The following is a 24,186-nucleotide window of genomic DNA, read 5'->3' as shown; positions in this document are numbered from 1 at the left end:
CGTGTCTCGGGCTGACAGATCTGACTGGAACGGGGATACCCGTTCCGGTGACGGCAGTCTGCTAGCTCACGGATTGCCGAACCTTCGCGTCACCCCCAATGCTGCCGTCCGATCGGGGCATCCGCAGCCCCGGACGTGACCAGGCACGCACGGACGTCCGGTTACCGGCCGGTTAGGCTTCCCGGCCATGACCGCCGCAACGGAGCCGATCGGTGATGCGTCCGGCGCTGCCGCCGACGAACCTGACATCCACACCACCGCAGGCAAGCTCGCCGACCTCTACCGACGCGCCGCCGAGGCCGTCGACCCGGGTACGGGGATCGAGCGCCAGCACGCCAAGGGCCGCCAGACCGCGCGCGAGCGCATCGACCAGCTGCTCGACGAGGGGTCGTTCGTCGAGCTGGACGCGCTGACCCGGCACCGCTCCACGAACTTCGGGATGGACGCCAAGCGCCCCTTCGGCGACGGTGTGGTGACCGGCACCGGCACCATCGACGGCCGCCCCGTGGCGATCTTCAGCCAGGACGCCACCGTGTTCGGCGGTGCGCTCGGCGAGGTCTACGGCGAGAAGATCGTCAAGGTCATGGACCTGGCGCTCAAGACCGGCGTCCCGATGATCGGCATCAACGACGGTGGCGGCGCGCGTATCCAGGAGGGCGTGGTCGCGCTCGGCCTCTACGGCGAGATCTTCGTCCGCAACGTCCGCAGCTCCGGCGTGATCCCGCAGATCTCGCTGGTCATGGGCCCGTCGGCGGGTGGAGCGGTGTACTCCCCCGCCCTCACCGACTTCATCGTGATGGTCGACGGCACGTCCAACATGTTCATCACCGGCCCCGATGTGATCAAAACCGTCACGGGCGAGGACGTCGAGATGGAGGACCTGGGCGGCGGCCGGGCCCACAACACCAAGTCCGGCGTGGCGCACTACCTGGGCAGCGACGAGGCCGACGCGCTCGACTACGTCAAGGAGCTCCTGGGCTACCTGCCGAGCAACAACCTCTCCGAACCGCCGGTCTACCCGGCGCCCGAGCCCGTCGCGGGCTCCATCGCCGACGGCCTGACCGACTCCGACCTGGAGCTCGACACGATCGTCCCGGACTCGGCGAACACCCCCTACGACATCCGCGGCGTGATCGAGCGGGTCGTCGACGAGGGCGAGTTCCTCGAGGTCCACGAGCTGTTCGCGCCCAACATCGTGTGCGGGTACGGGCGGATCGAGGGGAGGTCGGTCGGGATCGTCGCCAACCAGCCGACCCAGTTCGCCGGCTGCCTCGACATCGACGCGTCGGAGAAGGCGTCGCGCTTCGTGCGCACCTGCGACGCCTTCAACATCCCGGTGGTGACCTTCGTCGACGTCCCCGGCTTCCTGCCCGGCACCGAGCAGGAGTGGAACGGCATCATCCGCCGCGGCGCGAAGCTGATCTACGCCTACGCCGAGGCCACCGTCCCGCTGGTCACGGTGATCACGCGCAAGGCCTACGGCGGCGCGTACGACGTGATGGGGTCCAAGCACCTGGGCGCCGACATCAACATCGCCTGGCCGACGGCGCAGATCGCGGTGACCGGGGCCGCGGGCGCCGTCAGCATCCTGTACCGCAAGGAGCTCAAGGACCTCGAGGGCGACGAGCTCGCCAACCGCCGAGCGGAGCTGCAGCAGGAGTACGAGGACACCCTCGCGAACCCCTACATCGCGGCCGACCGCGGCTACATCGACGCCGTCATCCCGCCCTCGCACACCCGCGGCTACGTCGGGCGGGCACTGCGGGCGCTGGAGACCAAGCGCGAGGCCGCGCCGGCCCGCAAGCACGGGAACATCCCCCTGTGACCGACGACGCTGCGACCGACAACGCTGCGACCGACGAGGGTCCGGGAGAGGACGCCACGAGCGACGAGGCCACCCCCGAGCAGCGGCGCGCCCTGTTCCAGGTGGTGCGGGGCGCGCCGTCGGACGCCGAGGTGGCGGCGCTCGCCGTCGTGCTGGCGGCGGCGGCTGCCGGGGGCGACGACGTCCCCGTGAAGCCCCGCGACCGGTGGTCGGACCCGGCCGCGCGGATGCGCACCGTCCTCACCCCGGGCCCCGGGGCCTGGAGGAGCAGCCACCTGCCCCGCTGACGGCCCAGGTCGGGCCGTCAGCGCGCGACGGCGGTCCGGGCGAGCGCGTGCTCGACCAGCGCAACCAGCGCGTCGCGGCCCGAGTCGCCGTCGCGGGCGTCCAGCCACACCAGGGGGACGTCGGGGCCGAGCGCCAGCGCGTCGCGGACGTCGACGGGGTCGTGCCCGTCGGCGCCCGGGAACCGGTTGACGCCCACGACGAACGGCAGCCTCCGGTTCTCGAAGTAGTCGATCGCCGGGAAGCAGTCGTCGATCCGGCGCAGGTCGACGAGCACGACCGCCCCGACGCAACCGCGGGCGAGCTCGTCCCACATGAACCAGAACCGCGACTGACCGGGCGTGCCGAACAGGTACAGGATCAGCGACGAGTCGATCGTGAGCCGGCCGAAGTCCATCGCGACGGTCGTCGTCCGCTTGTCGGGCACGAGATCCGCGTCGTCCACCCCCACCGACGCCGAGGTCATGGCCTGCTCCGTCAGCAGCGGCGGGATCTCCGAGAGTGTCCTCACCAGCGTCGTCTTGCCCGCTCCGAACCCGCCGGCGACCAGCACCTTGAGCGGGATCAGTTCCTCATCGACGCGCACGCAGACCCTCCAGCAGTCGTTCCAGTACCGCGGGCACCGGCCCGCCCTCACCCGTCGGCGGCAGGTGCACCGCGAGATGTCCGGCACCGACGAGGTCGCTGACCACCACCCGGGCCACACCGATGGGCACGCCGAGCGCGGCCCCCACCTCGGCGATCGACACCGGTCGCGCGGCCAGCTCCACAGCTGTGCGGTACTCCGGGTCGAGTCCGCCCGGGAGGACGTCGGCGATGGCGGTCACGAGGGTCTCGACCGGCATGTCCCGGCCCTCGACCGAACGCGTCCGGCCCCGGGTGATGGCGTACACCGGGACCACCCGCCCGTCCGGCCGGTGCTCGCTCACGTCCCAGCCGAACGCATCGCCGGGGTGAGGGCGTGCCCGGCCCGCGCGGCGAGCAGCGTCATCTCGTAGCCGACCATCCCGATGTCGCACTGCCGCTCGGCGAACACCGAGAGCGTCGCGCCGTGGCTGATCGACGTGACGAACAGGTAGCCGCCCGCCATCTCCAGGATCGTCTGCGCCACCGGCCCGGCCGCGAGCAGGTGGGCGGTACCGCGCGCGAGGCTGACCAGGCCCGAGGCCGCCGCGGAGAGCTGGTCCCCCAGCGCCACGCCGACGTGCGCCGACGTCGCGAGCCGCAGCCCGTCGGCCGAGACCAGCACGCCGTGCACCACGCCCGGGGTGCTTCCGACGAACTCCTCCAGCATCCAGTCCAGCTGCCCCGTCACGACGCACCTCCGTTGTCGACGGCGAGCTGTGCCGCGCTGCGGCTGGCCTGGTAGCGCGAGAGCGCGCTGACGGCGGCGCCGTCGTGCGCGGGACCGGCCGGGTCGGGCGCCGCGGGGCCGCGGAGCTCGGGCGCGAGGTGCGCCTGCGGGACGCGGCGGCGCAACCCGCCGCGCCCGGGCTCGACCGGGCCGGGTGGCTCGGCCGCCGGCCGGGGCCGAGGGCTCGGCACCGCCGGAACGGGCCCGCCGACCGGGCGCGGCGGGGCGTCGAACCGCTCCTGCGGTGCGCCCGTCTCCGGCCGCCACCAGCCTTCCCAGTCACCCGAGGGCGCCCCCTCCGTCGGCACTGCGAACGGGGTCGCCCACGCGGAGGCGGGTTCGGGCACCGGGGCGGCCGTCCGGACGGGCGGCTCGACCGCGGCGGGCGTAGCGCCGTCGAACCGGGCGGCGTGCCGGGCGGGGGTCTGGTCCCCCGGCGCGCGGCGGGGCAGCGGAACCCCACCGGGCGGTGACAGGAACAGCGCGGAGGGCAGCACGACGACCGCCGTGACGCCGGAACCGGGGGTGGCACCGAGGGACACGCCGATCCCGTGCCGGGCCGCCAGCCGCGCGACGACGTGGAAGCCCAGCCGCTGGGCGACGGCGAGGTCGACGTCCTGCGGGTCGGCGAGCTGCTCGTTGGCCGCGGCCAGGTCGGCCTCCGGCATCCCGACCCCCCAGTCCTCGACGGTCACCAGGCACGCGTTCTCCGCGCGCGGGTCGGGGCGGGCGCGGACGGTCACGGTCGTGTCCGGCGGCGAGAAGCGCACGGCGTTCTCGGTGAGCTCGGCGAGCAGGTGGGTGAGGTCGGCGACGCTGCGCCCGGAGACGGCACCCACGCGATCGTCGATCACCGTCGTCACCCGGTCCAGGTCCTCGGTCTCGGCGATGGCCGCCCGCACGACGTCGCGCAGCGGCACGGGCGCCGTCCACGTCCGCGGCGGCTGCTCCCCGGCCAGTACGAGCAGGCTCTCGGCGTTGCGCCGGACGCGGGTGGCGAGGTGGTCGAGGGTGAAGAGGTCCGCGAGCGCGTCCGGGTCCTGCTCCTTCTCCTCGAGCTGGTTGATGATGTCCAGCTGCCGGTAGAGCATGCTCTGGTTACGCCGGGCCAGGTTGACCAGCATGTCGGAGGCGAACCGCCGCCGGCCGATCTCCGCGTCGGCGGTGACGAGCTGCCTGCTCAGCTCCTCCTTCTGCGACTGCTCGTCCTCCGTGATCCGCCAGAAGATCACCATGCCGACGCAGGCGGCGAGCACACCGAGGCCGTGGATCGCCGACCAGAGCCAGGGGTTCGCCTGGCCCGCGGGGTGGGCGAAGATCAGGCCGCCGAGCCAGATCGTGCCGATCCCGTGGCTCAGGACGGTGAATGCGACGTTCCACAGGAACGGCACCCAGTCCTGGTACAGCGCGATGAAGCCGATGATGATGAAGAAGTGGAAGTGCGCCTCGATACTCCCCGAGGTGAGCACGACCAGGCCCGCGGAGCAGAACACCAGCCCGCCGGTGACGAAGAACGACGCGAGCCGTCGGTGGGCCACGAGCACGCCGGCGGCGAGACCCGCCACGGGACCGAGCAGCGTGGCGCCGATGACCAGGACCGGGTTGCCGAGCGCGAGGCCCAGCACCGCGAGCGCGGGCAGGTGCAGCGCCAGCGTCCGCAGCAGCAGGCGGTGGCGGTGGTGCCAGGACCGGTCGTCGAGCGTGTTGCCGCGGGGCAGGTAGTCCCACAGGGATCGGGCCGGCGCAGGCGCCGGTCCGGCGTCGACCGCGCCCGGCGCGGGATCGACGGGCGAGTCCACGTACATCGTGCTGTCCCCTCCGGCGACCACGACGGACGCCATGCCTCGGCCGCGCACCGTACGGGTCGCTCACGGCCCGATCACGCTGCGTACCAGAGCGCTGGGCGGAGCGGAGCAGCCGGTCGGCGCTCCGGCCGCGCGAACGGGGGTACGCGTGGCGTCCGAACGGACCGCGCCGCGGACGGGCACCACGCGACCGAGGGCCCGGGTGATCCATCCGGCGCCCGACGACGTGCGCTGGGCGCCACGGACGGCGCGGAGCGTCACCGCGTCCCGGAGCAGTAGGGCTGCTCCGTTCGGACCTACCCCCGGTCCTCCGTCGGGATCGGGCCGGGAGGCGGTGGTCCGCGGTGCGCAGACCTCCGGACACCGGCAGGATCGGCCCCATGAAGGCCACCTGGAACGGCACCGTGATCGCCGAGAGCGACTCCACCGTCGTCGTCGAGAACAACCACTACTTCCCGGCCGACTCGGTGAAGGCGGAGTACCTGCGCGACTCCGACCACACCAGCGTGTGCTCGTGGAAGGGAACCGCGAGCTACAAGACCCTGGTCGTCGACGGCGCGGAGAACGCCGACGCCGCCTTCTACTACCCGACCCCGAAGGGCCCGGCCGCGCAGATCACGGGGCACTACGCGTTCTGGAAGGGCGTCACGGTCGCGCCCTAGGCCTAGGGCTGCCCGTCGGCTCCATGCCGACGTCGCGGCGTTCCGGGTGGCCGCTCCGCAAGCCCGAGGAGTGGCCGGTCCCGGGTTGGATCGGCGTCGACGAGAATGCGGCGGGGTGGTCGCCCGGGGCGTCACCGGCCGGCTGGAGATCCGTCGGACACTCCCTAAGTCCTGATCAAGTGACTGGCCCGGATGCGGTGACCGGGCCCACACTCGTGGCGAGGGCCGCACCGGTCCCGGCGTCCGGGGGGACGCGGGCCGCGGCCCACCGAGGAGGTGTGTCGTGAACGCATCGATCCTGGTGGTCGGACTGCTCGTCGCGGTGGTCCTGATCGCACTGGTCATCGGGCTGTCCCGGTCGGCCGTCCGCGGCGGGCGCCGCCGCGTTCGCTCCGGCGGCGACGCCGGTTCCGCGGGCATCTGGGCCGGCGGCTGGGGCGGCGACGGCGGTGGCTCCTGCGGTGACGGCGGCGGTTCCGGAGGGGGCGGCGGGGGCGACGGCGGGGGCGGCGGCAGCTGCTGACCCCTCGGCCCGCGAACGGCGCGCACGGCGTCGCGGCCGTAGGGTCCGGCGTCGTGCGCGTCGTTCTGGCCTCGGCCTCCCCCGCCCGTCTCTCGGTCCTGCGCGCGGCGGGGCTGGACCCGCTCGTCGAGGTCTCCGACGTCGACGAGGACGCCCTGCTCGCCACGATCCCCGGCGCCACCCCCGCGGAGAAGGTCACGACGCTCGCGGGCGCGAAGGCCACCACGGTGGCGCGCCGGACCGACGAGCCGGACGCCGTCGTCATCGGCTGCGACTCGATGCTGCACTTCGCCGGCGACCTCGTCGGCAAGCCCGCCACCGCCGACGATGCCCGCGCCCGCTGGCGGGCGATGGCGGGCGGCACCGGCGAACTCGTCACCGGGCACGCGGTGCTCCGGGTCGTCGACGGCGAGATCGAGCGGGTCGCCGAGGGGCACGCCGTCACCGTGGTGCGGTTCGGCGAGCCCACCGACGAGGAGCTCGACGCCTACCTCGGCACCGGGGAGCCACTGCTCGTCGCCGGCGCGTTCACCCTCGACGGGCTCGGCGGGTGGTTCGTGGAGGGGGTCGACGGCGACCCGTCCAACGTCATCGGGATCAGCCTCCCGCTCGTGCGCAGGCTGTTCGCCGGGGTCGGCGTCCAGGTCACGGACCTGTGGCGACAGGACTAACGTGTGGGGCATGGCTCTGCAGAACGACCCCGATCCGAAGCTCGCCGAGTACGCGCACCCGGAGCGCCTGGTCACCACGGCGTGGCTGGCCGAGAACCTCGGCGCCGACGGCCTCGTCGTCGTCGAGTCCGACGAGGACGTGCTGCTCTACGAGACCGGCCACATCCCCGGCTCGGTGAAGGTCGACTGGCACACCGAGCTCAACGACCCCACCACCCGCGACTACGTCGACGGCGCCCGTTTCGCCGAGATCTGCGGCGAGCGCGGCATCACCCGCGACACCACCGTCGTGTTCTACGGCGACCGCAACAACTGGTGGGCCACCTACGCGCTGTGGGTGTTCAGCCTGTTCGGCCACGCCGACGTCCGCATGCTCGACGGCGGGCGCGCGAAGTGGGTCGCCGAGGGCCGCGAGATGACGACCGACGCCCCGAAGCCCGAGGCCGTCGAGTACCCGGTCGTGGAGCGCGACGACACCGCGATCCGCGCGTTCAAGGACGACGTCCTCACGCACCTCGGCAAGCCTCTCGTCGACGTCCGCTCCCCCGGTGAGTACTCCGGCGAGCTGCTGCACATGCCCGACTACCCGCAGGAGGGCGCCGTCCGCGGCGGCCACATCCCCGGGGCGGCGAGCGTGCCATGGGCCCGCGCCGCCGCCGAGGACGCCACGTTCCGCTCCCGCGCCGAGCTGGCGGCGATCTACGAGCAGGAGCAGGGGCTCTCCGCGTCGGACGACGTGGTCGCGTACTGCCGCATCGGCGAGCGCTCCAGCCACACCTGGTTCGTGCTCACCCACCTGCTCGGCTTCGAGCACGTCCGCAACTACGACGGCAGCTGGACCGAGTGGGGCAACGCCGTGCGGGTCCCGATCGTCCAGGGGACCGAGCGCGGATGACCCTCCCGCCCCAGCTCGCCGAGCTGGTCGACGACTTCGCCGCCGTCACCCCGAAGCAGCGCCTCGAACTGCTCCTGGAGCTCTCCCGCGAGCTCCCGGAGCTGCCGGAGCGGTTCGCCGACGCCGCCGGGACGATGGAGCAGGTGCACGAGTGCCAGTCGCCGCTGTTCCTGGCGGTGGAGGTCGACGACGCCGAGCGCGTCCACCTGTTCTTCTCCGCGCCGCCGGAGTCCCCGACGACCCGCGGGTTCGCGTCGATCATGCACACGGGGCTCGACGGCGAGCCGGCCACCGACGTGCTCGCCGTGCCCGACGACTTCTACACCGCACTCGGGCTGGCCCAGGCGGTGAGCCCGCTGCGGCTGCGGGGTATGTCGGCGATGCTCGGCCGGATCAAGAAGCAGGTCCGCGCCGCGACCGGGTAGCTCAAGTTCTGGTGAAGAACGTTCCCTGACGCGGGGCCCGTCGCAACACTGTGAGACGTCTCATGAGGACGTTCTTCAGGAGGTGTGCGATGGCCGGTGACACCTGGGGCATCAGCGGGCCGGAGTTCCTGCTCGGCTACCTGCTGCTCGCCGCGGTGGTGGGGGTCGCGGCCGTGCGCCACCGTCGCGCGCTGGCCGAGGGTCCCGATCGTCCCGCCCACGACCTGGGCGGGCACGACGTGGCCTACCTCAACGGCGGGGCCGACCTCGCCGTCACCTCGGCGCTGACGGCGATGCACCTCACCGGCACGGTCGCGCCGGTCAAGGGCTCGATCCACGCGGTCGGCCGGCTCGCCCCGGGCGCCGACGCGCTGGAGCGGGCCGTCCACTTCACCACCGGCAGCCCGGTGCAGCGGTCGCGGCTGCCGCTGCACGGGCCCGTCCGCTCCGCCCTCGACGGCATCGAGAAGCGCCTCGTCGCCGCAGGCCTGCTGCTGTCCGAACCGCGGCGCCGGGCGATCCGGGCGACGGGCTGGTGGCTGGGCGCGGTCGCGCTGCTCGGGCTGCTGCGCCTGCTGGCCGGTGTGGCCGAGAGCCGGCCGGTGGGGTTCCTGGTCGTCGCCCTGCTCGCCGTCTCGCTCGTCACGGTCGTGCTGCTGGTGCGCGCGCCGCGGCGCACCCGGGCCGGTGACCGCCTCCTGGCCCGTCTCGCGCAGGAGCACCACGCCCTCGCCCCCGCCCAGCGCCCCGACTGGGTCGCCTACGGTCCGGCCACCGCCGCGCTCGGCGTCGGGATCTTCGGGGCGAGCGCGCTCTGGGCCTCCGACCCGGCGTTCGCCGAGGAACTCGCCCTGCAGCGCGCGACCACCGGGTCGGGCGACGTCGGCTACGTCGGCGGAGGCGGCGACGGGGGCGGGGGCGGCGACGGGGGCGGCGGGGGCGGCGGGGGCGGCGGATGCGGCGGCGGGTGTGGTGGCTGAGGCCACCGGGGCCCTCCCCACGGGCCTGGGTATCGGCTGGCGATCCGAGATCGCCGGCGTGGTGTCCGCAATCGATGCCCTCGGGTTCACCGAGGTCATCGCCGAGTCCCTCGCTCCCGCAGATCCGCCTCGAGGGGTGGCGGATCTGCGGGGGCGTGGTGTCCCCGTCGTCCCGCACGGTGTGCGGCTGTCACTCGGCGGCACCGACGCGCTCGACGCGGGCCGCGTCACCCACCTCGCCGCGTGCGCCGCGGCGCTCGGTGCGCCGCTGGTGAGCGAGCACGTCGCGTTCGTCCGGGCCGGGGGCCGCGACGCCGGGCACCTCCTGCCGCTGCCCCGCTCCCGCGAGGCGCTCGACGTCCTCGTCGCCAACGTGGCCCGCACACAGGCCGAGCTGGACGTCCCGCTCGCGCTGGAGCCCGTCGCGGCCCTGTTCGACTGGCCCGACGACGAGTACACCGAGGGCGAGTTCCTCACCGCGCTGCTCGACCGCACCGGCGCGCTGCTGCTCCTCGACGTCGCCAACGTGCACGCCAACGCCGTCAACCGCGGACAGGACCCCGAGGCCGTGCTGGAGTCGTTCCCGCTCGACCGCATCGCGTACGTGCACGTCGCGGGCGGCGCCGAGCACGACGGGCTGCACCACGACACCCACACCGCGGCCGTCCCCGACGCCGTGCTCGGGCTGCTGTCCGCACTCGTCGACCGGCTCCCCGCGCCGCCCGCGGTGATGCTCGAACGCGACGGCCACTACCCGCCCGCGGCGGCCCTGCATGCCGAACTGGCCGCGATCCGCTCCGCCACCGCCCCTGCGAGACGCGGCCCCGCGGTGCGCGGGTCGGGGCCCGCGGGTCGGGGTCCTGCTGCGCGGGGATCGGGGTCGTTCACCGGAGCCCCCCTCACCGACCGGCAGACGGTGCTCGTCGCGAACCTGGTGGCGGGCGGTCCGCGACCCCCGGCCGTCGACCCCGGCCGCCTCGACGCCACCCGGCGTGCTCTGCTCCGCAAGCGTGCCGGCCTGGCCGCCGTCGAGTGGCCGCTGCTCGCGGCGTCCTACGGCGACCGGTGGGCCTCGGTGTTCGCCCGGCACCGCGACGGGTGCGAACCGGTCGGGGCCCTGCGCGACGGCTGGGACGTCGCCCGGTCCGTCGACGACCTGGGCCCGGGCGCCGCCCGCGAGCTCGCCGAACGCGAGTCCGCCCTGCGCTACGACGGGCGGAGCACCCCGCTCCCCCGGCTGCGCACCCGGGTCCGTCGCCGTCTCCGCATCTGAGACGTCGTCCACGCCACACCCGCCTTCGTCCAGCGCGCGCGGCCGTCATGCCTAGACTCCCCGGTAACTTGCGCCGGGGCACGGGATCCCCGGTCATCGACAGGGAGGCCGCAACGTGCCGCGCTTGACCAAGGTTCTCGTCGCGAACCGCGGGGAGATCGCCGTCCGCGTCATCCGGGCCTGCGCCGACGCCGGCATCGGCAGCGTCGCGGTCTACGCCGACCCGGACCGGGACGCCCCGTTCGTCCGGTTGGCCGACGAGGCGTTCGCGCTCGGCGGCTCGACCGCCGCCGAGTCCTACCTCGACATCGCGAAGGTCGTCGACGCCGCGAAGCAGGCGGGCGCCGACGGCATCCACCCCGGCTACGGCTTCCTGTCGGAGAACGCCGACTTCGCCCAGGCCGTCATCGACGCGGACATCACCTGGATCGGCCCGACGCCGCAGGCCATCCGCGACCTTGGCGACAAGGTCACCGCCCGCCACATCGCCACCCGCGCGGGCGCCCCGCTGGTCCCCGGCACGAACGACCCCGTCTCGGGCTCCGACGAGGTGATCGCGTTCGCCAAGGAGCACGGTCTCCCGGTCGCGATCAAGGCGGCGTTCGGCGGCGGCGGGCGCGGCATGAAGGTCGCGCGCGAGGAGAAGGAGATCGCCGAGCTCTACGACTCGGCGGTCCGCGAGGCCACCGCGGCGTTCGGGCGCGGCGAGTGCTTCGTCGAGCGCTACCTCGACAAGCCCCGCCACGTCGAGGCGCAGGTGCTGGCCGACACCCACGGCAACGTGATCGTCGTCGGCACCCGCGACTGCTCGCTGCAGCGCCGCTTCCAGAAGCTCGTCGAGGAGGCACCCGCGCCGTTCCTGTCCGACGAGCAGCGCGCCACCATCCACGAGGCGTCGAAGGCCATCTGCAAGGAGGCCGACTACCACGGTGCGGGCACCGTCGAGTTCCTCGTCGGCCAGGACGGGCTGATCTCGTTCCTGGAGGTCAACACCCGGCTGCAGGTCGAACACCCGGTCTCGGAGGAGACCAGCGGGCTCGACCTCGTCCGCGAGCAGTTCCGCATCGCCGAGGGCCTCGAGCTGAACCTGCTGGAGGACCCGGAGCCGCGCGGGCACTCGATCGAGTTCCGGATCAACGGCGAGGACGCGGGCCGCGGCTTCCTGCCCGCCCCCGGCACCGTCACGTCGATCTCGTTCCCGGCCGGCCCGGGCGTCCGCGTCGACGCGGGCGTCGAGTCCGGCTCCGTCATCGGCGGGCAGTTCGACTCGCTGCTGGCGAAGCTGATCGTCACCGGCTCCGACCGCGCGCAGGCGCTGGAGCGCTCGCGCCGCGCGCTGGCGGAGTTCCAGGTCGAGGGTATGGCCACGGTCCTGCCCTTCCACCGCGCCGTGGTGGCGGACCCGGCGTTCGCCGGTGAGGAGTTCACCGTCCACACCCGGTGGATCGAGACCGAGTGGGACAACCAGGTCCCGCCGTTCGAGGGCGGCGAGGGTGCCGACGAGGAGACCGCGCCCCGGCAGTCGGTCGTCGTCGAGGTCGGCGGACGGCGCCTGGAGGTCTCGCTGCCCGGCGACATCGCGTTCGGCGGCGGGGGCGGCGGTGCCACGGCGAAGGCGGCCCCGCGCAAGCGCGGCGGGGGCAAGGGCGGCAGCGCGGCGTCGGGCGACTCCGTCACCGCGCCGATGCAGGGCACGATCATCAAGGTGGCCGTCGCCGACGGCGACACCGTCTCCGCGGGCGACCTCGTCGTCGTGCTGGAGGCCATGAAGATGGAGAACCCGGTCACCGCGCACAAGGACGGCACCGTCACGGGCCTCTCGGCGGAGCAGGGCGCCTCGGTCACCCAGGGCACCGTGATCTGCGAGATCAAGGACTAGTCCTCTGGACGCGGTGGAGATCAACGCCGGCGCGTGGTACCTCCGGGTGCCGCGCGCCGACGACCGGATGAACGACGGTCCGGCCGTGCTCGCGTCCTGCCTCGATCCGGAGATCCGGCGCTGGCGGCACCGACCGCCCGCCGACCCGGCCGAGGCCGACGCCTACATCCGGCGCCGCGCCCTCGACTGGGCCCGCGACGAGCGCTATACCTGGGCCGTCTGCGAGCCCACGACCGGCGAGATGCTGGGCGAGGTCTCGCTCGACCACGTCGACCTGCCGATGGCCCAGGCCGAGGCCGCGTGCTGGGCCCTGCCCGCCGCCCGCGGCACCGGCATGATCACCACGGCCCTGTCGGCCGTGCTGCGCTTCGGGTTCGCCGGGCTGGGGCTGCACCGCGTCGGCTACCTGTGGGCCGCGGGCAACACCGCGTCCGGCCGGGTCGCGGAGAAGTGCGGCTTCCGCCCCGAGGGCCGCATGCGCGACGCCTGGCTGGCCGACGGCACCTACCACGACGTGGTCGTCACGGGCCTCCTGGCGACGGATCGTTGACGCCCGAACACACACGCGTTTAACGTCGACGGGCCAGGTTGATCCACAGCGACCCCGCACCGTGCTGGACAAGTGCATAGCGGACAGCAGTGAAGTACCCGTGTGTCCATCCACGGGGCCCGGTTACTCCGCCACGCGGACGACCGCGCCGCGGATCCCCCCGCACCACGCAGGCTCAGGCCGCGCCGTGCGGACGCCCCCGATCAGCAGGGCTCCGGCCCACCAGGCGACCAGGATCCGTCATGCCCCCCGACCCGTTCGTCACGACCCACATCCACACCGACGGGCCCATCCCGGGCCCGCACTCCCTGCTCACCCTGACCTCGGCGGCCTTCACCGGCCACGGGGTCCTGATCAGTACGTTCACCGCGAACGTGCGCGAACTGCCCGGCGCCACGCTCCACCCGATCGCCCTGTCCCACTGGCGGGCCAGGGCCGACGACTGGCTGCACACCCGCCGCGCATCCCGTCCCCCCGCCCCCGCGATGATCGACTACACCCGGTGGATCGAGAAGCTCGCCGGGACCCCGTCGTTCGTCGCCGACCCCGCACGAGCCGACTACGTGTTCGTCTACTGGTACCTGCAGCGCTTCATCGGCCACTGGCCGTTCGCGGATACCCTCCTCGACCCGGTACTGCACGACCGGCTCGACTGCTCGACCCTGTGTTCGCTGGCCTCGTGCCGAGTGCCCCTGGCCAGCTGAACCCCTCGTGCGCGGAAACCGTGGTCCGGACCACGGTTTCCGCGCACGGCATGATCGCCCCATGACCGCGCTGACGAAGGGCGCCAACACCGGCGTCGCCGCCCGGCGCCTCGACGTCTCCCTGAGCTGGTCGGACCGTCCCGGCCTGCCCGACATCGACGCGTCCGCCCTGCTCCTGGACGCCGACGGCCGCGTCCGGTCCGACGCCGACCTCGTGTTCTACAACCAGCCCGAGCACGCGTCCGGGGCGGTGCGGCACACGGGGAAGGCCGTGGGTGCCGACACCCTGCACGTCGACCTGGGACGGGTGGAGGACACCGTCGACCGCGTCGTGCTGGCCGCGTCGGCCGACGGCGGCACGTTCGGCGACGTCCCCGGCCTGACGCTCCGGCTGACCGACGCCGACGGGCGCGGGATCGTCGCCGAGTTCGCCATGACGGCGTCGACGGAGACCGCGTTCATCGGCGGCGAGCTGTACCGCCGCGGCGGGGCGTGGAAGTTCCGGGCGATCGGCCAGGGGTACGCGTCCGGGCTCGCCGGGCTGGCCGGAGACCACGGGATCACCGTCGACGACGAGCCCGCGCCCCCGGTCGTCGAGGACCGGTTGCCGATCGACCTGCGCAAACGCCTGGACCTGCGCACCCGCCAGGTCGTGGTGTCGCTGGAGGAGCACGGGGCCCGCGGGGTCGCCGCCCGCGTGGTGCTGGCGCTGGACGCGTCCGGCTCGATGAGCCGCCTCTACCGCGACGGTGTCGTCGGCCGGGTGGTGGAGCGGATGGCCGCGGTCGCCGCGGCCCTGGACGACGACGGCGCACTGCAGGCCTGGACGTTCGCCACGAACCCGGCTCGGCTGCCCGACCTCGCCGTCGACGACCTGCCGGAGTGGGTCCGGCTGCACGTGCGCGTCGGGGAGTTCCGGATCCGCAGGCGCCCGCGGGACCTGGAGCCCGGGCAGGTCGACATGGCGGTGGTCGGCGGGTCCAACGACGAGCCGAAGGTGATCGCGCAGATCCGGTCCTTCGTCGCGTCGACGCCCACCCCGGTGCCGACGCTCGTGCTGTTCTTCTCCGACGGCGGGATCACCCGCAACCGCGAGATCGAACGGGAGCTGCGCGCCGCCGTCGACGAGCCGGTGTTCTGGCAGTTCGTCGGGCTCGGGCGGCACAACCGGTTCGGCGTGCTGGAGAAGCTCGACACGATGACCGGGCGCCGTGTCGACAACGTCGGCTTCTTCGCCGTCGACGACATCGACGCGGTCCCCGACGCCGAGCTCTACGACCGGCTGCTCGCCGAGTTCCCGTCCTGGATCACCGCCGCACGGGCGGCCGGGGTGCTGGGCTGACGCCCCTGTGCGCGGAGAAGGCGGTCCTGGCCGCCCTCTGCGCGCACGGGCTCACGGAAGGCGCGACGCCGTCGGACCCCGCCCGGCGACGGCGCCCGCGACCCCGGCCAGCACCGTGACCCCGGCCAGCAGCAGCGCGACGAACCCCAGCCCGCCGACGAGCAGCCCGAGGAACGCCGATCCGGCGCCCACGGCGAGCCCGGTGCGGGCGATCACGGGGCCGCTGCGACCGCGGGTGACCGCGCGGGCGCCCGCAGCCGTCAGCGCGATCGCGAGCAGCCCGGCGAGCGGGCCGAGCACGAACGCGGTCGGCGGGATCAGGAAGATCGCGACGTTGTCGACGAGCTGGGCGCCGACCGCGGCCACGGCCACCGGGACGACGGGGATCTGCGACGACGTGACGGGCTGGATGCTCATGCCGTCCATCGTCGGACCGTCACCTCGCCCGCGGTATCGGGGAAACCCCCGAGTCGACCCTCAGTCGAGGTCGCGGCTCAGTCGAGATCACCGTGGCGCATCAGCTGGCGGCCGGCCTCGGTGATCGAGCCGGACAGCGACGGGTACACGGAGAACGTGTACGCCAGGTCGTCGACGGTGAGGCCGTTCTGCACCGCCAGCGCGATCGGCAGGATCAGCTCGCTCGCCACCGGCGCCACGACGACCCCGCCGACGACCACGCCGGTGGCCGGGCGGCAGAACAGCTTCACGAACCCGCGCCGCAGCCCCTGCATCTTCGCGCGGGGGTTCGTCGAGAGCGGCAGCATGATCGTCCGCGCGGGGACCTCGCCCGCGTCGATCGCCCGCTGGCTGATCCCGACGGTCGCGATCTCCGGGCGGGTGAACACCGCCGACGCCACCGTCTTGAGCTTGATCGGCGCGACACCCTCACCGAGCGCGTGCCACATCGCGATCCGCCCCTGCATCGCCGCGACGGAGGCGAGCATGAGCAGGCCGGTGCAGTCGCCCGCCGCGTAGACGCCGGGGACGCTCGTCCGCGACACCCGGTCGACGGGGATGAACCCGCCGCGGTCGGTCTCGACGCCGATCTTCTCCAGCCCGAGATCGGCGGTGTTGGGCACCGATCCGACCGTCATCAGCGCGTGCGAGCCGGTGACGGTGCGGCCGTCGGCGAGCGTCACGACGACCCCGTCGCCGTCCTCGGTGCGGCGCACCGAGTCGGCCCGCGCCTGCCCGAGGATCTCCACGCCCCGCTCGGCGAACACGTCCTGCAGCACAGCGGAGGCGTCGGCGTCCTCACCGGGGAGCACGCGGTCGCGGCTGGAGACCAGCGTGACACGCACGCCGATCTCGACGTAGGCCGACACGAACTCCGCGCCCGTGACGCCCGACCCGACGACGATCAGGTGCTCGGGCAGCTCGGGGAGGTCGTAGAGGTCGCGCCAGGTGAGGATGCGCTCGCCGTCGGGGCGGGCGTCGTCGAGGACGCGGGGGGTGGCGCCGGTGGCGATCAGCACGACGTCGGCGGGATGGATCTCGCGGGTGCCGTCGGCCGTGCGCGACTCGACGACGTGCGGCGCGCGGGCCGCCGGTTCGTCGGTGAAGGTGGCGGTGCCGCGGACGATCCGCACGCCCTCGCGCTCGACGCGCGCCCGCACGTCGGCGGACTGGGCGAGCGCGAGGCCCTTGACCCGGCTGTTGACCCGCGGCAGGTCGACGCCCACGGAGTCGGGCCCGGCGGTGAGGCCGAGCTCGGGGGCACGGTGCAGGTCGACGCGGATCCCGGCGGAGGAGATGAACGTCTTGGACGGCACGCAGTCGTGCAGGACGCAGGCTCCGCCCATGCCCTCCTGCTCGACGACGGTCACGTCGCTGCCGTGCTGCGCCGCCACCAGTGCCGCCTCGTAGCCGGCCGGGCCACCGCCCATGATCACGATGCGAGTCACCCGATCACCGTACGCGGGCGGATGAGCACTACCCTGTGCCGGTGCCGCTCTACGCCGCTTACGGGTCGAACATGGACCCCGCCCAGATGAAGCAGCGCGCTCCCCACTCGCCGATGGCGGGAACCGGGTGGTTGCAGGGGTGGCGCCTCACGTTCGGCGGCACCGACTACGCCTGGGAGGGCGCGCTGTCGACCGTCGTCGAGGCGCCGGGTGAGCAGGTGTTCGTCGTCATCTACGACGTCACCGACCAGGACGCCTCGCAGCTCGACCGCTGGGAGGGCGGCGAGCTCGGGATGCACAAGAAGCTGCGCCTGCGGGTGCACACGCTCGAGGGCGACGTCCTCGCGTGGATCTACGTGCTCAACGACTACGAGGGCGGCGAGCCCAGCGCCCGCTACCTCGGGGTGCTCGCCGACGCCGCCGAGCAGGCCGGCGCACCCGACGACTACGTCGCCGCCCTGCGCAACCGCCCCAGCAGCAAGTCCTTCTGACCCCTCCTCGTAACCCGGGCGACACACGTCCGGAGCGAGCGCGTACTTGGCTGACCCGTCGTCGGACGGGAGGGCCGCGTGCTGATCGAGTTCCGGCTGCTCGGCCCGGTCGAGGCGTGGCGCGACGGCCGCCGGGTGGAGCTCGGGGGCCGCAAGCAGCGCGCGCTGCTCTCCGCGCTGCTGGTCCGGGCCGGCCGGGTGGTGTCGCTCGACCAGCTCATCGACGACCTGTGGCCGCACGATCCCCCGCCTCGCGCGGCCGCCACCGTGCAGGTGTTCGTCTCCAACCTGCGCCGGGCGCTCGAACCGGACCGGCCGCGCGGGGCCCCGGCCGACCTACTGGTCACCGCCGCCCCCGGATACGTGCTGCGCACCGACGCGATCGACGCCGTCGAGTTCGTCCGGCTCGCCGGGGACGGCCGGGCCGCCCTGCGCGACGACGACGCCGAGCGCGCGGCCGACCTCCTGGCCGCGGCCGAGGCGCTGTGGCGCGACGCCGCGCTCGCCGACGTCGCCGACGCCCCGTTCGCCCGCGCCGAGGCGGCCCGGCTCGACGAGCTCCGCCTGTCCTGCGCGGAGGACCGCGTCGACGCCGATCTCGTGCTCGGCCGGCACGCGGCGGTCGTCGCCGAGCTGGAGCAGCGCGTCGACACCCATCCGCTGCGGGAGCGGGTGCGGGCGCAGCTGATGCTGGCGCTGTACCGCTCCGGGCGCCAGGCCGACGCGCTCGCCGTCTACGCCGCGGGCCGCCACCTGCTCCGCGACGAGCTCGGTCTGGAGCCGGGGGCATCGCTGCGGGAGCTGCAGCGCGGCGTGCTGCGCCACGACCCCGCCCTGGCCTGGGCGCCGCCGGGACCCGTGCTCGACGGTCCGGCGTTCGTCGAGCCGGACGACGAGCCGGGCCGCGTGCTCGTCGTCGACGACTCCGGGGTGAACCGGCGCCTGCTCGTCACCGCGCTGACCGGTCTGGGGCACGAGGTGGTGGCCGTCGAGAACGGCAAGCGGGCCCTGGACCTGCTGCGCACCGCGGACGTCGACGTCGTGCTGCTCGACGTCGTCATGCCCGTGCTGGACGGCTTCGCGACGCTGGCCGCGATCAAGGCCGACCCGCGGCTCGACCACCTCCCGGTGATCATGGTGTCGGCCGTGCACGAGCTGGACGCCGTGGTGCGCTGCATCGACCTCGGCGCCACCGACTACCTGCCCAAGCCGTTCAGCGCGGTGGTGCTGCGGGCCCGCCTGCGCTCGTCGCTCGCGGCGAAGCGCCTGCGCGACATCGAGCGCGACCACCTGCGTCGCGTGGACGAGGTCGTCTCCGGATCGGGCCGGGGGGACGAGACGGCGCGCGACGACGTCGTGGGCCGGCTCGCGCGGCGGCTGGAGCAGTTGACGAGCGACGTGACCGACCGCGAGTCGGCGCTGCGAGCGGAGATCGCGGCACTGCGCGCGGAGCTGGGGAGGTCGGCGTCGTGACCTCGCTGCGCGGGCTCGTCCGGGTCGGCATCGGGACCGGGGTCGCCCTGCTCGCCGTGCTGCTGCTGGTGAGCCTGGCGGCGGAGCGGAGCACGCACGACTCGGCCGACGCGGAGTCGCGGCGGTCGACGTCGCTGCGCCTGGCCGACGAGCTGCGCCAGACCTCCGACGACCTGACGCGGATGGCGCGCACCTACGTCGCGACCGGGGAACCGCGCTACCGGGAGTGGTTCGAGGAGATCCTCGCCATCCGGGCCGGCACCGCGCCGCGGCCGCAGGACTACGACGAGATCTACTGGGACGTCGTCACCGACACGGGGCTGCGCCCGACGCCGTCCGGTCCACCGGTGAGCTTCGCGACGCTCGCCGCCCGCGCCGGCTTCGAGCCGCCCGAGCTGGAGCTGCTGGCGGTGGCCCAGGCGCGGTCCGACGCACTCGCCGGGATCGAGCAGCAGGCGTTCGCGCTGATCGGCGACCGCGACCGGGCCACCGCGCTGCTCTACGGGCCCGGGTACCTGCGGGCCAAGGCGCAGATCATGGAGCCGATCGGGGAGGTGTTCGCGCTCGTCGACGACCGCACCGCGCGCGAGACCGCGCAGGGCGTCGACCGGGCACGGGCCTGGTCGGCGGCCGCCGTCGCGGTGGCACTGCTGCTGCTCGCGGGGATGGCCGTGTTCGCCGCCGTGACCCGGCGGGCGGTGATCCGGCCGGTGCAGGACCTCGACGAGGCCACCTCCCGCATCGCCGACGGCGACCCCGGCGCGCGGGCCGGGGTCGGCGGCGTGAGCGAGATCCGGGCGCTGGCCACGCGGTTCAACGGCATGGCCGAGCGGGTGCGGGAGCGCACCGCGGAGCTGGCCCTGCTGCACCGCGTCGCCGCCACCGCGCACCAGGCCGCCGACCTGCCCGCCGCGACCCGGGAGGTGCTGCACCTGGTCTGTGCCCACACCGGTTGGCCGGTGAGCCACGTGTACTGGCAGGAGTCGGGCGCACTGGTGCCGTCGACGATCTGGGTCGGCGGCTCTCCCGCGTTCCGCGCCGCCACCGCCGACACCCCCCTGGCCGGCGGGATCGGGCTGCCCGGGCGGGTGCTGGCCACCGGCGCGCCCGCCTGGATCCCCGACGTCCGGCACGACCCGGCCTTCCTGCGCGCCGCCGCCGCCGACGGGCTGGGCGCCGGGATGGCGTTCCCGGTGCTCGCCGGGGACGAGGTCGTCGCGGTGCTGGAGTTCTTCTCCGCGACCCCGGCCGAGCCCGACGAACGGCTGCTCGCGCTGCTGTCGGACATCGGTGCGCAGCTCGGGCGGGTCGTCGACCGCGTCCGGGTCGCCGACGCGCTGCGCGAGGCCGCGGCCGCCGCCGAGAGCGCCAACACCGCCAAGAGCGCGTTCCTGGCGACGATGAGCCACGAGATCCGCACCCCGATGAACGCCGTCATCGGCATGTCCGGCCTGCTCCTGGACACCGACCTCGCCCCCGAGCAACGCCAGTTCGCCGGGATCGTGCGCGACAGCGCCGACTCCCTGCTGCTGCTCATCAACGACATCCTCGACTTCTCCAAGATCGAGGCCGGGCGGCTCGACCTGGACCGCACGCCGTTCCACGTGGCGGAGTGCGTCGAGGGCGCGCTCGAACTCGTCGCCGCCGACGCGGCCCGCAAGGACGTCGAGCTGCTCTGCGTCATCGACCCGGACGTGCCCGACGCGCTCGTCGGCGACGTCACCCGCGTCCGCCAGGTGCTGCTCAACCTGCTCTCCAACGCCGTCCGGTTCACCGCGGCGGGCGAGGTGCAGGTGGCGGTGCGGGCGCAGAGCTGCGACGACGGCACCCACGAGTGGCGCTTCGCCGTGCGCGACACCGGGATCGGGATCGCACCCGACCGGATCGGGCCGGTGTTCGAGTCGTTCAGCCAGGCCGAGGTGTCGACGGCCCGACGCTTCGGCGGCACCGGTCTGGGCCTGGCCATCTGCCGTCGGCTCTGCGACCTGATGGGCGGCACGGTCTCCGCCGTCAGCACCGTCGGCGTCGGCACGACCGTCACGTTCACCGTCCGCGCGCCGGGTGCCACGCTCCCCCGTCGCGACCCCCGGCCGGACGCGGTGCCGCTGCTCGCGGGCCGCCGCGTGCTCGTCGTCGACGCGAACGCGGTGAACCGGCAGATCCTGTTGCACCACACCGGATCCTGGGGGATGCCGGGCGAGGCGACCGGTTCGCCGGAGGAGGCACTGCGCCGCATCGCGGACGAGCGGTTCGACGTCGTCCTGCTCGACGTCCGCCTGCCCGGCACCGACCTCGCCGCGAGAATCCGGGCGACCCCGCACGGCGCCGACCTGCCGATCGTCCTGCTGGCCTCGATCGGGCAGGCGCGCAGCCCCGACCACGTCGTCCTGACCAAGCCGGTCAACCCCGCGCAGCTGCTGCGGACGCTCGTCGAGGTGCTGCACGGTCCCGTCGACCGGACCTCCACCGCCGCCCCGGAGACCCTGCCGCCCCTGCGGATCCTGGTCGCCGAGGACCATCCGGTGAACCAGCGCCTCGTGCAGCTGCTGCTGGCCAAGCTGGGGCAGCGCGCCGACGTCGTCAGCGACGGGGTGGAGGCACTCGCCGCCGTCGCCCGCCGGGACTACGACGTCGTACTGATGGACGTCTGCATGCCGGAGCTCGACGGGATGGAGGCGACCCGGCGGATCCGCAGACGCCTGCGCGGGAGTGGGCCGCGGATCGTCGCCGTCACCGCCGACGCGCTGCCCGGCGACCGGGAGGCGTGTCTCGCGGCGGGGATGGACGACCACCTCACCAAGCCGCTGCGACCCGCCGAGTTGGCGTCGGCACTGCGCCGGTGCGTGCCACCGGTGCTCGATCCCTCGGTGCTCGATCCCTCGGTGCTCGATCCCTCGGTGCTCGATCCCTCGGTGCTCGATCCCTCGGTGCTCGATCCCTCGGTGCTCGCCGACCTGCGCGAGCTCGTCGGGCGGGACCCGGACGTGCTCGCCGGACTGGTCGAGGACTTCCGCGCCGAGACGCCGTCCCTGCTCGACGCGCTGCGCACGGCCGTCGCGACGGGGGACTCCGCGGAGGCCCGCCGCGCCGCGCACACCCTGCGCGGCCTGGGCGCCACCTTCGGGGCGACGACGATGGCGCAGCTGTGCCTGCGTGCCGAGACGGCCGCCGCGGCCCCCGGCACCGTCGAGGCGATCGCGGCCGAGCACGAACGCGTCCTCGACGCACTGCTGCGCTTGGCGGCCGTTTAGCGGTCCGGTGTTCCCTGCGTGCGGGGTCAGCGACGCCCCCGCCGCCGACCCACCACCGTGCCCCGGAGGCATGCGATGAGCATCGACGACGTCGGGACCACCACCGACCCCGCACCGACGACCGCGACCAGCGAGACGCTGGAGGACTACACCCTCCGGTACGCGCCGAGCACCTACCGCAAGTGGACGCCCGGGGTGGTGGCGACGACCGCACTCGGCGGGATCGCCTACCTCGCCGACTTCGCGATCGGCGGCAGCATCGGCCTCACCTACGGCACCGGGAACGCGCTGATCGCCATCCTCGTGGGGGTGGTGGTGATCTTCACGACCGGCCTGCCGCTGGCCTACTACGGCGCCCGCTACAACATCGACCTCGACCTCGTCAGCCGTGGCGCGGGCTTCGGCTACTACGGCTCGGTGCTCACCAACGTCATCTTCGCGACGTTCACGTTCATCTTCTTCGCCCTCGAGGGCTCGATCATGGCGCAGGGCCTGCTGCTCGGGCTCGGCATACCGCTGTGGCTCGGGTACCTGCTCTCCACACTGATCATCATCCCGATCGTGATCTTCGGGATGTCGGCGCTGTCGAAGATGCAGGTCTGGACCACACCGCTGTGGCTGATCCTGATGGTCGGCCCGTTCGTCTACCTCGTGGTCGCCGAACCGGCGTCGGTCGGCACGTGGCTGGCGTACGAGGGCACCTCCGGCCCGGGCATCAGCATCACCGCCATCGCGCTCGGGGCGGGTGTGGCCCTGTCGCTGATGGCCCAGATCGGCGAGCAGGTCGACTACCTCCGCTTCATGCCGGCCAGGACCGAGGCCAACAAGCGCTCCTGGTGGGCCGCCGTCATCGCCGCGGGCCCGGGCTGGGTGCTGCTGGGCGGGGTCAAGCAGGCGGCGGGTGCGTTCCTGGCCGTGTACATCGTGGGGCAGATCGGCGCGGTCGCGGCCGTCGAGCCGGTGCAGCAGTTCAACGCCACCTTCTCCGAGATCGTCCCCGGGTGGGTTGCCGTGCTGCTCGCCGTCATCCTCGTGGTGATCAGCCAGATCAAGATCAACGCGACGAACGCGTACTCCGGCTCGCTGGCCTGGACCAACTCCTTCACCCGCGTCACCAAGCGCTACCCGCGCCGCATCGTGTTCGTGTTCATCAACCTGGCGTTCGCGCTGACGCTGATGGAGGCGAACATGTTCGCCTCGCTGAACTACCTGCTCGGCTTCTACGCCAACTGCGCGATCGCCTGGGTGACGACGGTGGCCGCGGACATCGCGATCAACAAGTACCTGCTGGGCATCTCCCCGAAGGAGCCGGAGTTCCGCCGCGCGTACCTCTACGCGGTCAACCCCGTCGGCGTCGGGTCGTTCCTGGTGGCGACCGGGGTGTCGTTCGCGGCGTTCTTCGGGGCGTTCGGCGAGTCGACGAAGGCCTGGTCGCCGTTCCTGGCCCTGGGCCTGGCGCTGGTGCTCACCCCGCTGCTGGCCGTGGCGACGAAGGGCAGGTACTACCTCAAGCGTCCCGACCTGCAGCCGGAGCCCCGGTTCACCGCCGACGGCACGCCGGCCACCACCACGCTCGACTGCGCCGTCTGCGGTCTGACCTACGAGCGTCCGGACATGGTCGACTGCAGCTTCCACAGCGCCCGCCTCTGCTCGCTGTGCTGCTCGACGGACAAGGCGTGCGAGACGGTCTGCCACGAGAGCCAGACCTTCCTGGGCCTCCCGATGGGAGCCCCCCACCCCTGACCGCGAGTTTGCCGACCACCCCCGGCGAGTTTGCCGCTGCCGCCCGGCGAGTTTGCCAACAGCCCCCGGCGAGTTTGCCGACAGCGCCCGGCGAGTTTGCCGCTGCCGCCCGGCGGGTGCGCCGATTGTGCCCCGGCGCCCCCGTCCCGGG

Annotated in this window: 23 protein-coding genes; 17 read left to right on the top strand and 6 right to left on the bottom strand. The window is 73.7% G+C overall.

The window, feature by feature from the left end:
* Nucleotides 1–187 precede the first annotated feature (187 nt).
* Both I4I81_RS29145 and I4I81_RS29140 read left to right on the top strand, forming a co-directional pair.
* Nucleotides 188–1,825: an acyl-CoA carboxylase subunit beta gene (locus I4I81_RS29145; RefSeq protein WP_218604827.1), complete on the top strand. Its 1,638-nt coding sequence runs from the start codon at nt 188–190 to the stop codon at nt 1,823–1,825.
* Nucleotides 1,822–2,112: an acyl-CoA carboxylase subunit epsilon gene (locus I4I81_RS29140; RefSeq protein ID WP_308187714.1), complete on the top strand. Its 291-nt coding sequence runs from the start codon at nt 1,822–1,824 to the stop codon at nt 2,110–2,112. Before I4I81_RS29145 ends, I4I81_RS29140 begins: the two co-directional genes overlap by 4 nt.
* A gap of 17 nt (nt 2,113–2,129) precedes the next feature.
* Here the strand turns inward: I4I81_RS29140 and I4I81_RS29135 are convergent, their stop codons facing one another.
* The 4 genes from I4I81_RS29135 to I4I81_RS29120 are packed head-to-tail and all read right to left on the bottom strand — an operon-like array spanning nt 2,130 to nt 5,305.
* Complete coding sequence (locus tag I4I81_RS29135) at nt 2,130–2,696, bottom strand: GTP-binding protein (protein ID WP_218604828.1); 567 nt, start codon at nt 2,694–2,696, stop codon at nt 2,130–2,132.
* Nucleotides 2,683–3,003, bottom strand: a complete 321-nt coding sequence (locus I4I81_RS29130; RefSeq protein WP_267461535.1) for a DUF742 domain-containing protein — start codon at nt 3,001–3,003, stop codon at nt 2,683–2,685. Before I4I81_RS29130 ends, I4I81_RS29135 begins: the two co-directional genes overlap by 14 nt.
* Before the next feature lie 32 nt (nt 3,004–3,035).
* Entirely contained in the window at nt 3,036–3,425 is a 390-nt protein-coding gene (locus I4I81_RS29125) for a roadblock/LC7 domain-containing protein (RefSeq protein WP_226363622.1), read from the bottom strand.
* Nucleotides 3,422–5,305 (bottom strand): sensor histidine kinase, encoded by a 1,884-nt coding sequence (locus I4I81_RS29120; protein WP_218604830.1) that lies wholly within the window; start codon nt 5,303–5,305, stop codon nt 3,422–3,424. Before I4I81_RS29120 ends, I4I81_RS29125 begins: the two co-directional genes overlap by 4 nt.
* 344 nt (nt 5,306–5,649) lie before the next feature.
* Between I4I81_RS29120 and I4I81_RS29115 the strand changes: the two genes are divergently transcribed.
* The 11 genes from I4I81_RS29115 (at nt 5,650) to I4I81_RS29065 (ending at nt 15,173) form a co-directional block, all read left to right on the top strand.
* Entirely contained in the window at nt 5,650–5,931 is a 282-nt protein-coding gene (locus tag I4I81_RS29115) for a DUF427 domain-containing protein (RefSeq protein WP_218604831.1), read from the top strand.
* 283 nt (nt 5,932–6,214) lie between these two features.
* The gene (locus tag I4I81_RS29110; protein WP_218616474.1) at nt 6,215–6,454 is read left to right on the top strand and encodes a hypothetical protein; all 240 of its coding nucleotides are present in this window, start codon (nt 6,215–6,217) and stop codon (nt 6,452–6,454) included.
* 53 nt (nt 6,455–6,507) lie between these two features.
* A complete protein-coding gene (locus tag I4I81_RS29105; RefSeq protein ID WP_218616473.1) occupies nt 6,508–7,125 on the top strand; it encodes a Maf family protein in 618 nt (205 codons plus the stop codon).
* Nucleotides 7,126–7,135: 10 nt separating this feature from the next.
* On the top strand, nt 7,136–8,020 hold the full coding sequence (locus tag I4I81_RS29100) for a sulfurtransferase (RefSeq protein ID WP_218606196.1): 885 nt from the start codon (nt 7,136–7,138) through the stop codon (nt 8,018–8,020).
* Complete coding sequence (locus I4I81_RS29095; RefSeq protein ID WP_218606197.1) at nt 8,017–8,445, top strand: SufE family protein; 429 nt, start codon at nt 8,017–8,019, stop codon at nt 8,443–8,445. Before I4I81_RS29100 ends, I4I81_RS29095 begins: the two co-directional genes overlap by 4 nt.
* An 89-nt stretch (nt 8,446–8,534) precedes the next feature.
* Nucleotides 8,535–9,425, top strand: coding sequence for a TIGR04222 domain-containing membrane protein (locus I4I81_RS29090; protein ID WP_218616472.1), 891 nt, complete (start codon nt 8,535–8,537; stop codon nt 9,423–9,425).
* Nucleotides 9,415–10,698 (top strand): MbnB/TglH/ChrH family RiPP precursor modification enzyme, encoded by a 1,284-nt coding sequence (locus tag I4I81_RS31480; protein WP_308187713.1) that lies wholly within the window; start codon nt 9,415–9,417, stop codon nt 10,696–10,698. The genes I4I81_RS29090 and I4I81_RS31480 overlap by 11 nt, the downstream gene beginning before the upstream one ends.
* 115 nt (nt 10,699–10,813) lie before the next feature.
* Nucleotides 10,814–12,577, top strand: a complete 1,764-nt coding sequence (locus tag I4I81_RS29080) for an acetyl/propionyl/methylcrotonyl-CoA carboxylase subunit alpha (RefSeq protein ID WP_218603198.1) — start codon at nt 10,814–10,816, stop codon at nt 12,575–12,577.
* A 13-nt stretch (nt 12,578–12,590) separates the two neighbouring features.
* Nucleotides 12,591–13,127 carry a GNAT family N-acetyltransferase gene (locus I4I81_RS29075; protein ID WP_218603197.1) on the top strand — a complete coding sequence of 179 codons (537 nt, stop codon included), beginning with the start codon at nt 12,591–12,593 and terminating at the stop codon, nt 13,125–13,127.
* A gap of 242 nt (nt 13,128–13,369) precedes the next feature.
* A complete protein-coding gene (locus I4I81_RS29070) occupies nt 13,370–13,831 on the top strand; it encodes a hypothetical protein (protein WP_218603196.1) in 462 nt (153 codons plus the stop codon).
* Between the two features lie 61 nt (nt 13,832–13,892).
* The gene (locus I4I81_RS29065) at nt 13,893–15,173 is read left to right on the top strand and encodes a VWA domain-containing protein (protein ID WP_218603195.1); all 1,281 of its coding nucleotides are present in this window, start codon (nt 13,893–13,895) and stop codon (nt 15,171–15,173) included.
* Between the two features lie 51 nt (nt 15,174–15,224).
* On the opposite strand, the gene I4I81_RS29060 is transcribed toward I4I81_RS29065, so the two are convergent.
* Nucleotides 15,225–15,590: a hypothetical protein gene (locus I4I81_RS29060; protein ID WP_218603194.1), complete on the bottom strand. Its 366-nt coding sequence runs from the start codon at nt 15,588–15,590 to the stop codon at nt 15,225–15,227.
* Nucleotides 15,591–15,667: 77 nt separating this feature from the next.
* The gene (locus tag I4I81_RS29055) at nt 15,668–17,077 is read right to left on the bottom strand and encodes an NAD(P)H-quinone dehydrogenase (protein ID WP_218603193.1); all 1,410 of its coding nucleotides are present in this window, start codon (nt 17,075–17,077) and stop codon (nt 15,668–15,670) included.
* Nucleotides 17,078–17,118: 41 nt separating this feature from the next.
* On the opposite strand from I4I81_RS29055, the gene I4I81_RS29050 reads away from it, so the two are divergent.
* From I4I81_RS29050 to I4I81_RS29035, 4 genes are all read left to right on the top strand, one after another.
* Nucleotides 17,119–17,568, top strand: a complete 450-nt coding sequence (locus tag I4I81_RS29050; RefSeq protein WP_218603192.1) for a gamma-glutamylcyclotransferase family protein — start codon at nt 17,119–17,121, stop codon at nt 17,566–17,568.
* A 78-nt stretch (nt 17,569–17,646) separates the two neighbouring features.
* Nucleotides 17,647–19,041, top strand: a complete 1,395-nt coding sequence (locus I4I81_RS29045; protein WP_218603191.1) for a BTAD domain-containing putative transcriptional regulator — start codon at nt 17,647–17,649, stop codon at nt 19,039–19,041.
* A complete protein-coding gene (locus I4I81_RS29040) occupies nt 19,038–22,292 on the top strand; it encodes a hybrid sensor histidine kinase/response regulator (protein WP_218603190.1) in 3,255 nt (1,084 codons plus the stop codon). The genes I4I81_RS29045 and I4I81_RS29040 overlap by 4 nt, the downstream gene beginning before the upstream one ends.
* Before the next feature lie 75 nt (nt 22,293–22,367).
* Nucleotides 22,368–24,035, top strand: a complete 1,668-nt coding sequence (locus I4I81_RS29035) for a purine-cytosine permease family protein (RefSeq protein WP_225924722.1) — start codon at nt 22,368–22,370, stop codon at nt 24,033–24,035.
* Nucleotides 24,036–24,186: the final 151 nt, after the last annotated feature.

Source organism: Pseudonocardia abyssalis, from assembly GCF_019263705.2.
Taxonomy (GTDB): domain Bacteria; phylum Actinomycetota; class Actinomycetes; order Mycobacteriales; family Pseudonocardiaceae; genus Pseudonocardia; species Pseudonocardia abyssalis.
Note: the sequence above shows the minus strand (reverse complement) of the source record. Positions and strands in the feature narration are given on the sequence as shown.

Excerpts from the sequence above, each read along its gene's own strand:
- I4I81_RS29145 (WP_218604827.1), top strand. The coding sequence starts at position 188 with ATGACCGCCGCAACGGAGCCGATCGGTGATGCGTCCGGCGCTGCCGCC.
- I4I81_RS29120 (WP_218604830.1), bottom strand. The coding sequence starts at position 5,305 with ATGGCGTCCGTCGTGGTCGCCGGAGGGGACAGCACGATGTACGTGGAC.
- I4I81_RS29115 (WP_218604831.1), top strand. The coding sequence starts at position 5,650 with ATGAAGGCCACCTGGAACGGCACCGTGATCGCCGAGAGCGACTCCACC.
- I4I81_RS29100 (WP_218606196.1), top strand. The coding sequence starts at position 7,136 with ATGGCTCTGCAGAACGACCCCGATCCGAAGCTCGCCGAGTACGCGCAC.
- I4I81_RS29095 (WP_218606197.1), top strand. The coding sequence starts at position 8,017 with ATGACCCTCCCGCCCCAGCTCGCCGAGCTGGTCGACGACTTCGCCGCC.
- I4I81_RS29090 (WP_218616472.1), top strand. The coding sequence starts at position 8,535 with ATGGCCGGTGACACCTGGGGCATCAGCGGGCCGGAGTTCCTGCTCGGC.
- I4I81_RS29070 (WP_218603196.1), top strand. The coding sequence starts at position 13,370 with ATGCCCCCCGACCCGTTCGTCACGACCCACATCCACACCGACGGGCCC.
- I4I81_RS29065 (WP_218603195.1), top strand. The coding sequence starts at position 13,893 with ATGACCGCGCTGACGAAGGGCGCCAACACCGGCGTCGCCGCCCGGCGC.
- I4I81_RS29060 (WP_218603194.1), bottom strand. The coding sequence starts at position 15,590 with ATGAGCATCCAGCCCGTCACGTCGTCGCAGATCCCCGTCGTCCCGGTG.
- I4I81_RS29035 (WP_225924722.1), top strand. The coding sequence starts at position 22,368 with ATGAGCATCGACGACGTCGGGACCACCACCGACCCCGCACCGACGACC.